We start from the raw sequence: 8332 nt of genomic DNA, 5'->3' as shown, positions 1-8332 counted from the left end.
CACCCTGGCAGGCCGTTCGCTCCCACCAACTTACGCGGCGGCGGCGTCGCGGCTGTGGTCGAAACGGCCATGACGCAGGAAATGCGCGGTCTGCCGCGCGGCGTCGGGCGATACCACCAGGCCGCTGTGGCTGGTGCGCACCACGCAATGGTCGGCCAGCCCCGGCAGGCGGGTCTCGGCCAGTGCCACGGTGCCGTCGGAGGCATCGTCGATGGCACCCAGCAGGCTGCCCAGCCCATGCGGTACCGAGCCGGCGATCAGGCCAACCTCCGCCCGGCCCTGCCAGTCCGGCAGGCCATCGAGCAGCAGCTCGCTGCTGCGTCCCAGCGCCAGGCCCCAGCCGTGCTCGGACAACGAGCGTGCGGTGCCACTGCCGCGCAGCGGTGAACCCAGGCAGACCACCCGCTGCACCGGCAGCTGCGGATTGCGCCGCAGCGCTTCCAGCGCCAGCAGCCCGCCCAGGCTGTGGCCGACCAAACTCAGCGGGCCGGCGTCGGCCAGCCGCTCCAGCAGCTGCGGTACGGCCACGTCCGGGCCACCGAACACCGAGGAATAACCAAACGCGTGCACCTGGAAGCCGCGCGCGCGCAGGCGCCAGGCCAGCGGCCCGACCCAGGCGCGGGCATTCCAGATGCCATGCAGCAGCAATACGGGGGGAGTCATGCAAACAGCCTGGCGGTCAGCGGGGCAGGAACGTACGGTGATTGAACACGCGCGCGTAGCAAGCGGCAGTGAACATCAGGCCGCGCGCGGTGCGCGGCGCAGGATGAATTCGAGATCGTTGGTGTCGCCCACCGGGAACAGGTATTCGCCGGCCTTCTCGAAACCGTAGCGGGCGTAGAAGCGCTGTGCGCCGAAGTTCTCCGACCACACGCCCAGCCACAGCGTGCGCGGGCCTTCGCGCTCCAGCCAGGCCAGCGCGGTTTCCAGCAGGCGGCTGCCCCAGCCGCAGCTCTGCTGCGTCTTGATCAGGTACAGGCGCTTGAGTTCGCCGTCACCGGGCTTCACGTCCGGGTGCGGCAGGCCGCAGGGGCCGGCGGCGGCATGGCCGACCGCCTCCCCATCCAGTTCCAGCAGCCACACCGCGTAATCGGGGTGGGCCAGGATCACGCGCTGGCGCTCGACCGCGTAGGCCTCCTCCAGGAAGGCCTGCAAGTCCTGCGGCGGGTACAGATGGCCGAAGGTTTCAGTGAACGTGCGGGCGGCCAGCGCCGACAGGGTCGGCGCGTCGTCCACAGTGGCGCGGCGGATCGAATACATGCAGCAAGTTGACGCGAGGGCGAAGCAGGGGTCAAGCCTTTTCAGGCGACTCCGCTTCTTCTTCCCCGTCCTCTTCCTCGTACTCCTCTTCGTCCTCGTCCTCTTCTTCCTCGCCTTCCTCGTCCTCGTCGTACTCTTCCTCTTCGTCGTCCTCGTAATCCTCGACGCCGAAGTCTTCACCGTCCCAACGGCCTTCGCCGTCGGCGACGAAGGTCAGGGCCATCGCCGCCGGGTTGGTACCGACGCGGACCAGCCAACCACCGAACACCCGTGCACGCTCGGTGACCAGGTTGGCCTCGGAGCCTTCATTGCCCAGCTTTTCCCACTCCAGCGAAAACGCAAACTCGGTCATTGCCTGGATCTCCTGATCAGTTGGTCTTGGGGCGAACCTGGATGTGCACTTCGGCCAGCTGCGCGTCGACGATCGGCGACGGCGCGTCGGTCATCAGATCCTGTGCACCGGTGGTCTTCGGGAACGGGATGACGTCGCGGATCGACTCGGTGCCGGCCATCAGCGCGGCAATGCGGTCGATGCCGAAGGCGATGCCACCGTGCGGCGGCGCGCCGTAGTTCAGCGCGTCGAGCAGGAAGCCGAACTTGGCGCGGGCCTCTTCGGCACCGATGCCCAGCAGCTCGAACACCGCGCTCTGCATGTCCGGACGGTGGATACGGATCGAACCACCGCCGATCTCATTGCCGTTGAGCACCATGTCGTAGCCGCGCGAAACGGCGGTACGGGCGTTGGCGCGCAGGTCGGCGATGTCGTCCACGGCCGGCGCGGTGAAGGGGTGATGCAGGGCGACGTAACGCTGTTCTTCCTCGTCCCATTCGAACATCGGGAAGTCGGTGACCCACAGCGGCGCCCAGCCGTCGGCGACCAGGCCGAAGTCTTTGCCGGCCTTCAGGCGCAGCGCGCCCATGAAGTCGGAGACCTTGTTGTAGCCACCGGCACCGAAGAACACGATATCGCCGTTGCCGGCACCGACATGGGCCACCAGCGCCGCGAAGCGCTCTTCGCTGAAGAACTTCTGGATCGGCGAGCTGACTTCGCCGTTGTCGGCGATCTTGATGTAGGCCAGGCCCTTGGCGCCGTACTTGGCGGCGTGCGCGGCGTACTCGTCGATCTGCTTGCGGCTCAGCGCTGCGCCGCCCGGGATCCGCAGCGCGGCGACGCGGCCTTCGGCATCGTTGGCCGGGCCGGTGAACACTGCGAACTCGCTGTCCTTGACCAGTTCAGCCACGTCGACCAGCTCCAGCGCGATGCGCAGGTCCGGCTTGTCCGAACCGTAGCGACGCATCGCCTCGGCCCAGGTCATGCGCGGGAAGCTGGCATCCAGCTGGACGTCGACCACTTCCTTGAAGATGGCGCGGATCATGTCTTCGACGAAGTCCTGCACGTCGCGCTCGCGCACGAAGGCGAATTCCATGTCCAGCTGGGTGAACTCCAGCTGGCGGTCGGCACGCAGTGCTTCATCGCGGAAGCAGCGCGCGATCTGGTAGTAACGGTCGAAGCCGGCCACCATCAGGATCTGCTTGAACAGCTGCGGGCTCTGCGGCAGGGCATAGAACTCGCCCGGGTGCATGCGCGCCGGCACCAGGAAGTCGCGCGCGCCTTCCGGGGTGGCCTTGGTCAGGATCGGGGTCTCGATGTCCTGGAAGCCCTTCTCGTCCAGGTGGCGGCGCAGGGCCTGCACCAGCTTGATTCGGGTGCGCTGCATGCGCTGCATTTCCGGACGGCGCAGGTCCAGGTAGCGGTACTTCAGGCGGGTTTCCTCGCCCGGGTTCTCGTGCGCGTGGAACGGCAGCGGCGCGGCCTTGTTCAGCACGGTGATGGCGGTGGCGATCACTTCCACCTTGCCGGTGCGCATCTTGTCGTTCACCGCGTGGCGTGCACGCACCACGCCTTCCACCTGCAGCACGTCCTCATAGCCCAGCGACGCGGCCACGGCGAACACGTCGGTGTTGTCGACTTCCACGGTCACCTGCACGATGCCTTCATGATCGCGGAGATCGATGAAGCAGACGCCGCCCTGGTTACGGGCCACGTCGGTCCAGCCGGCGAGGGTGACAGTCTGGCCAATCAGGGTCTCATCGACCAGGCCGCAGAAGTGGGTACGCATGGGGGGAAGCTCCGCTGGAGAACGCCGGCACCGGATGGGGGCCGGAAAGCCTCGTATTCTGCGGCCGAGGCCCCGGCCGGGGCAAATCCGGCCAGTCACACCGGCTTGATCGCCTCCCTCCCTATAGTCGGGCACCTACCACCGTATGGGATGCCGCCATGAAACCGCTGTCCCTGGCCAGCCTGGCCGTAACCCTCAGCCTGGGTGCGCTGGGCACCCTGGCCCTGCCCACCCCTTCCGCGCATGCGCAGAGCGGCGTGGTCCGCTGCGAAAGCCAGAACAACCGCGAACGGGTCTGCAACACCGGTTGGCGCAATGCGCAGCTGGTCCGCCAGCTGTCCGGCAGCGCCTGCGACGAAGGCCGCACCTGGGGCAGCCGTAACGGCAGCATCTGGGTCAGCAACGGCTGCCGCGCGGAGTTCGTCGAGGCCCGTGGCGGCTGGGGCGGAGGCAACGGGGGCGGCTGGGGCGGCAACAACGGCCGGCCCGGCGAGACCATCCGCTGCGAGAGCCAGAACAACCGCGAGCGCAGCTGCCCGGTCGGCTGGCGCAATGCCCGCCTGGTCCGCCAGCTGTCCGGCAGCCCTTGCGACGAAGGTCGTACCTGGGGCGTGCGCAATGGCGCGGTGTGGGTCAGCAACGGCTGCCGTGCCGAATTCGCCGAGGCCCGCGGCTGGGGCGGTGGCGGCGGCTGGGGCGGCGGCAACAGCAACTACTCGATCACCTGCAGCAGCAACAACAACCGCACGCAGAACTGCGACTGGGATGAGCGCCAAGGCCGCCCGGTGCTGCAGCAGCAGCTGTCCGGCAGCGCCTGCCAGGAAGGCCGCAGCTGGGGTTACTCGCGTGGGCAGGTGTGGGTGAGCAATGGCTGCCGGGCGCGTTTCGGCACGCGGTGAGGGCACGGCCGGGGTCAGAACCCTCCGCAGGAGGGATCCGACCCCGGGATTACGGCGCGGGCGCCTTGTCGTCACCCCACGGTGCAGGCGGCAGGTCGACCGGCCTGCTCAGATCGAACTGCACGCGGAAGCGGCGGCCGTCCGGGCGCGTCAGTTCGTAGACGAACGTCTGGTCCGGATCGATCTCCATCGCCCAGGTGTTATGCGTGGAAGCCAGCATGTCGGCACGGCGGAACATCGCCACCGAATCGGCATCGGCCGGGAACTGTTGGCGCTCGGCGGTGCCCGGTGGCGTGCTGTCGCCACCGTACAGGGTGATCGCGTCGGGGCTGCCATCTTCGTGGCGGTGGTCGTGCTTCAGGCGCAGGCCGTTGGGGGTGCGGGTCAGCACCCAGGTCCGCGAGTGGTCATCACCCACGTGGAACGGGATGCGCAGCTCATGCGCCGGGTCGGCGCAGCCACGCACATGCATGACCAGGCGCTGCCCGGCGAACGGATCCTTGCCGGTCGGTGCAGGCGTGTCCTCCACCACCTTGCCGGCGTAGGCCTGGCCGCAATGTGCAGCGATGGCGGCCATGAAGGCGTCGGCCGGTGCGGTCGCCAGATCATGGGCGACCGTATCGGAGCGCTGCGTGCACGCAGCGAGGCTGAGCAGGAGGGCGGCGGTAGTGGCAACGGCAATCGATCTCATGCCCCAACCCTAACGGCCATGGACGATGGGCGCAAACCGCGCGCCAGTCCCGCTCAGCGCTCGGCAGACGGTGCTGCGGGAAGTGCTTCGGTCGCCGCCACCGGTGCGGCCTCGCCCTCGCCGGCCGGCTCCTGCTCCACCGGATCAACGTCAAACGGTGTACGGAACACCAGCGACGGCAACAGCGTGGTCAGCGCCGCGTACAGCAGCAGCGCACCGAACAGCACCGCCGGAATCTGGAAGCGCTCGCGCATGATCGCCGCCAGCACCAGGGTGAAGATCAGCGTCGGTGCCAGCGCCAGCGAGACCCGCAGGCTGCTGCGGAAGCTCTCGCCGAACATCACCCGGCGCTGCAGCCAGACCACGCCGATGCGCAGCGGCAGCACCACCAGGGTGATCACGATGCCCAGCCCCAGCGCCTCGAAGCTCAGCGCTTCGGCGGGCACCTTGGTGCCGGCGTTGAAGAAGTAGAACGGCACGAAGAACGAGGCGAACAGGCGCAGCGCGTGCAGGTTCTCGTGCGAGGCCAGCAGCGGCATGCGCTGGTGCAGCAGGCGCGCGACCAGGCCGGCGATGAACGCGCCAACCAGGTAGTACACGCCCAGCAGGTAGGTGATGTAGGCCGCCACCATGCCGACCATCACCAGCAGCGAGAATTCCGAGCCGGGCGCATGCGGTGCCACCCAGCGACCCAGCGCGATGAACAGCAACGGCAGGCCGACCATCATCGCCAGCAGCGCCAGGCTGGACAGCGCCATATGCCCCGGATCGCCGGCCTGCAGCACGATGAACAACGCCGCCAGCGCCAGCAGTTCGCCGGCGATGGCCTTGCTGGTCACCCAGAACCGCTCGTCCTCGCTCAGGCCCAGCCGCGACAGCGAATCCATGATGAAACCGGTGGACGGTGTCAGCAGCGCCAGTGCAAGCAGGCCGGCGGCCTGCCAGGGCAATCCCGCGTAGCGCCAGGCTAGCCAGCCCACGCCGAACAGCGTGCCGGTACGGATCACCAGATGCGCCAGCAGCGGCCACATGCCCCGCCGCAGCGCCTGCAAGTCCACTTCCAGGCCGGCGAACAGGAACAGCGAGGAAATGCCCAGCGTGGCCAGCAGGCCGATCACCGCATCGTGGGCCTGGTCGCCCAGCCAGAGCATGCCGATGATGCCGAACAGCAGGCAGGTCAGCGGCGCGGGCAGGCTGAAACGCTGCAGCGCGCGCGGGATCACCAGCAGCGCGAAGATCAGCAGCAGGTAGATCAGTTCATGGCTCATGGGGGACTTCCGTGTGGTTCGAACGCGCGCAGGATGCGCGCGCCGAACCGATCCGGCAACCCACGTTTGAATGCCCCCGGTTACCTCATCCGATCAACCGGTCGGCAATCCGCCCCACCTGTGCCAGCACGCTGGCGCGTTGCTCGTAGCTGATCGCGCCCGCCTGCAGATAAGCCGTCAGCACCCACGGTGCGCCGCCTGCCAGTGGCCACAACACGGCGATGTCGTTGCGCGCGTCTTCACCATTGCTGCCGGTCTTGTCGCCAACGCGCCAGCGCTTGCCGAGGCCCGCACGCAGGCAGGCGTCGCCGGTTTCGTTGTCGATCAGCCAGTCGGCCAGCTGCTGCCGCGAAGCCGGTTGCAGTACCTCGCCCAACACCACGCGCTGCAGGGTCGCGGCCATCGCCGCCGGCGTGGTGGTGTCGCGCGGGTCGCCCTTGGCAAAGCTGTTCAGCTCCGGCTCAAGGCGGTCACTGCGGCTCACCGTATCGCCACTGGCGCGCAGGAACGCGGTCACTGCGGGCGGGCCACCGACCACGCCGAACAGCAGGTTGGCGGCGGTGTTGTCGCTGGTGATGATCGTGGCACGGCACAGATCGCGCACCGTCATGTCCTTGCCGGCGTGGCGGCGGGTGACCGGTGCATGCGAGAGCAGATCGGCCTCGCCCACCGGCACGCGGGTGTCCAGCAATGCCGGCACGCGCTCGGCCTGGCTGAGCACGGTCGCGGCCAGCATGCTCTTGAAGGTGCTGCACATCGGGAAGCGCTCGTCTTGGCGATGGCCGAAACGGCGACCGCTGGCAGTGTCCAGCAGGGTCACGCCGAGGCGTCCGGCGCAGGCCTTTTCCAGCGCGGCGAAATCACTGGCGGCGGTGATGGCGGCATCGATGGGTGCGTTGGCGGTGGCCTTGCCCGCTGCACGTGCCAGCAGCGGCAAGGCAAGCGAGGAAGCCACGGCGGCACCACTGAACTGCAGGAATCGGCGACGGGCGAGCATGCGGGTTCTCCTGGGGGACTGCTCGATTATTGAAGCCTTGATCGGGGGCGACCAGCGCAAAAAATCAACAGGAGGCATGAAGTAAATTAATGCCTGACGCATTCAACCCCTTAATTTTCCGAAATCCATGGTTGAAGCGTTAGGATCAGCCATCACTCCAGCTCACGACTGCGCGATGTTGCACCCTACCCTGCCCCTGAACGCGCTGCGCGCCTTCGAGGCCGCCGCCCGCCACCAGAACTTCACCCGTGCCGCGCTGGAGCTGTGTGTCAGCCAGGCCGCGCTGAGCCACCAGATCCGCGGGCTTGAGGACCGGCTCGGCATCCGCCTGTTCCATCGCCTGCCGCGCGGCGTGGCGCTCACCGAAGAAGGCGCGGCGCTGTATCCGGTGCTAAACGAATCGTTTGAACGCATCTCGGCCAGCATCGCGCGCTATACCGGCGGGCCGGCCCGCGAAGTACTCACGCTGGGCGTAGTCGGCACCTTCGCCACCGGTTGGCTGCTGCCAAGGCTGGCCGCATTCGAGGCCGCGCACCCGGATATCGAGCTGCGCCTGCAGACCCACAACAACCGCATCGACCTGGCCGGCGAAGGCCTGGACCTGGCCATCCGGTTTGGTGATGGCGATTGGCAGGGCCAGGCCTGCACGGCGATCCTCGACGCGCCGTTCGCGCCGCTGTGCGCGCCGGCACTGGCGCGGCGCCTGAAACAGCCGCGCGACCTGGGCACGCTGCCGCTGCTGCGCTCCTACCGCAGCGACGAATGGCCGCGCTGGCTGCAGGCGGCAGGCGTCAGTGGCGTGGAAGCGCGCGGGCCGGTATTCGATTCCTCGTTGACGGTCGCGATGGCGGCCGCCGGTGGCGCCGGTGTGGCCTTGCTGCCGCTGCGCATGTTCGAGCAGGAGCTGGCCGAAGGCCGCCTGCTGCAGCCGTTCGGCACCACACTGGAGCTGGGACGCTACTGGCTGACGCGGCTGCGCTCGCGTGCAGAGCGCGAGCCGGCAAAGCGGTTCCGCGAGTGGCTGCAGGCACAGGGCGCGTAACAAAAAAAGGGGACGGAGGGGATTAAGTCGTTTGCGCCACAAACGACTTAATCCC

9 protein-coding genes are annotated in these 8332 nt (G+C 68.1%); 2 read left to right on the top strand and 7 right to left on the bottom strand.

Annotated elements, in window-relative coordinates; all coding sequences use genetic code 11:
• Nucleotides 1-30: 30 nt before the first annotated feature.
• The 4 genes from N5C25_RS05635 to aspS form a co-directional block, all read right to left on the bottom strand.
• Complete coding sequence (locus N5C25_RS05635; RefSeq protein WP_019660134.1) at nucleotides 31-663, bottom strand: alpha/beta fold hydrolase; 633 nt, start codon at nucleotides 661-663, stop codon at nucleotides 31-33.
• Between the two features lie 75 nt (nucleotides 664-738).
• Nucleotides 739-1260, bottom strand: a complete 522-nt coding sequence (locus N5C25_RS05630) for a GNAT family N-acetyltransferase (RefSeq protein ID WP_058981549.1) — start codon at nucleotides 1258-1260, stop codon at nucleotides 739-741.
• A gap of 31 nt (nucleotides 1261-1291) precedes the next feature.
• On the bottom strand, nucleotides 1292-1612 hold the full coding sequence (locus tag N5C25_RS05625) for a hypothetical protein (RefSeq protein WP_019660136.1): 321 nt from the start codon (nucleotides 1610-1612) through the stop codon (nucleotides 1292-1294).
• A gap of 16 nt (nucleotides 1613-1628) precedes the next feature.
• Entirely contained in the window at nucleotides 1629-3380 is a 1752-nt protein-coding gene (gene aspS, locus N5C25_RS05620) for an aspartate--tRNA ligase (RefSeq protein WP_058981551.1), read from the bottom strand.
• Nucleotides 3381-3538: 158 nt separating this feature from the next.
• Between aspS and N5C25_RS05615 the strand changes: the two genes are divergently transcribed.
• Nucleotides 3539-4279 carry a DUF3011 domain-containing protein gene (locus N5C25_RS05615; protein ID WP_058981553.1) on the top strand — a complete coding sequence of 247 codons (741 nt, stop codon included), beginning with the start codon at nucleotides 3539-3541 and terminating at the stop codon, nucleotides 4277-4279.
• Nucleotides 4280-4328: 49 nt separating this feature from the next.
• On the opposite strand, the gene N5C25_RS05610 is transcribed toward N5C25_RS05615, so the two are convergent.
• The 3 genes from N5C25_RS05610 to blaL2 all read right to left on the bottom strand — a co-directional run bounded on the left by N5C25_RS05610 (nucleotide 4329) and on the right by blaL2 (nucleotide 7235).
• Nucleotides 4329-4970, bottom strand: coding sequence for a hypothetical protein (locus tag N5C25_RS05610; RefSeq protein ID WP_262214342.1), 642 nt, complete (start codon nucleotides 4968-4970; stop codon nucleotides 4329-4331).
• Between the two features lie 53 nt (nucleotides 4971-5023).
• Nucleotides 5024-6238 (bottom strand): cation:proton antiporter, encoded by a 1215-nt coding sequence (locus N5C25_RS05605; protein ID WP_262214340.1) that lies wholly within the window; start codon nucleotides 6236-6238, stop codon nucleotides 5024-5026.
• 85 nt (nucleotides 6239-6323) lie between these two features.
• Nucleotides 6324-7235, bottom strand: coding sequence for a L2 family extended-spectrum class A beta-lactamase (gene blaL2, locus N5C25_RS05600; protein WP_058981558.1), 912 nt, complete (start codon nucleotides 7233-7235; stop codon nucleotides 6324-6326).
• Between the two features lie 175 nt (nucleotides 7236-7410).
• Between blaL2 and ampR the strand changes: the two genes are divergently transcribed.
• The gene (gene ampR / locus N5C25_RS05595; RefSeq protein ID WP_058981560.1) at nucleotides 7411-8277 is read left to right on the top strand and encodes a LysR family transcriptional regulator AmpR; all 867 of its coding nucleotides are present in this window, start codon (nucleotides 7411-7413) and stop codon (nucleotides 8275-8277) included.
• Nucleotides 8278-8332 lie beyond the last annotated feature (55 nt).

The sequence above is a fragment of the Stenotrophomonas sp. GD03958 genome (genome assembly GCF_029839005.1).
Classification (GTDB): domain Bacteria; phylum Pseudomonadota; class Gammaproteobacteria; order Xanthomonadales; family Xanthomonadaceae; genus Stenotrophomonas; species Stenotrophomonas hibiscicola.
This window is presented reverse-complemented; position numbering and strand designations above follow the sequence as displayed.

Excerpts from the sequence above, each read along its gene's own strand:
- N5C25_RS05635 (WP_019660134.1), bottom strand. The coding sequence starts at position 663 with ATGACTCCCCCCGTATTGCTGCTGCATGGCATCTGGAATGCCCGCGCC.
- N5C25_RS05630 (WP_058981549.1), bottom strand. The coding sequence starts at position 1,260 with ATGTATTCGATCCGCCGCGCCACTGTGGACGACGCGCCGACCCTGTCG.
- N5C25_RS05625 (WP_019660136.1), bottom strand. The coding sequence starts at position 1,612 with ATGACCGAGTTTGCGTTTTCGCTGGAGTGGGAAAAGCTGGGCAATGAA.
- aspS (WP_058981551.1), bottom strand. The coding sequence starts at position 3,380 with ATGCGTACCCACTTCTGCGGCCTGGTCGATGAGACCCTGATTGGCCAG.
- N5C25_RS05615 (WP_058981553.1), top strand. The coding sequence starts at position 3,539 with ATGAAACCGCTGTCCCTGGCCAGCCTGGCCGTAACCCTCAGCCTGGGT.
- N5C25_RS05610 (WP_262214342.1), bottom strand. The coding sequence starts at position 4,970 with ATGAGATCGATTGCCGTTGCCACTACCGCCGCCCTCCTGCTCAGCCTC.
- N5C25_RS05605 (WP_262214340.1), bottom strand. The coding sequence starts at position 6,238 with ATGAGCCATGAACTGATCTACCTGCTGCTGATCTTCGCGCTGCTGGTG.
- blaL2 (WP_058981558.1), bottom strand. The coding sequence starts at position 7,235 with ATGCTCGCCCGTCGCCGATTCCTGCAGTTCAGTGGTGCCGCCGTGGCT.
- ampR (WP_058981560.1), top strand. The coding sequence starts at position 7,411 with ATGTTGCACCCTACCCTGCCCCTGAACGCGCTGCGCGCCTTCGAGGCC.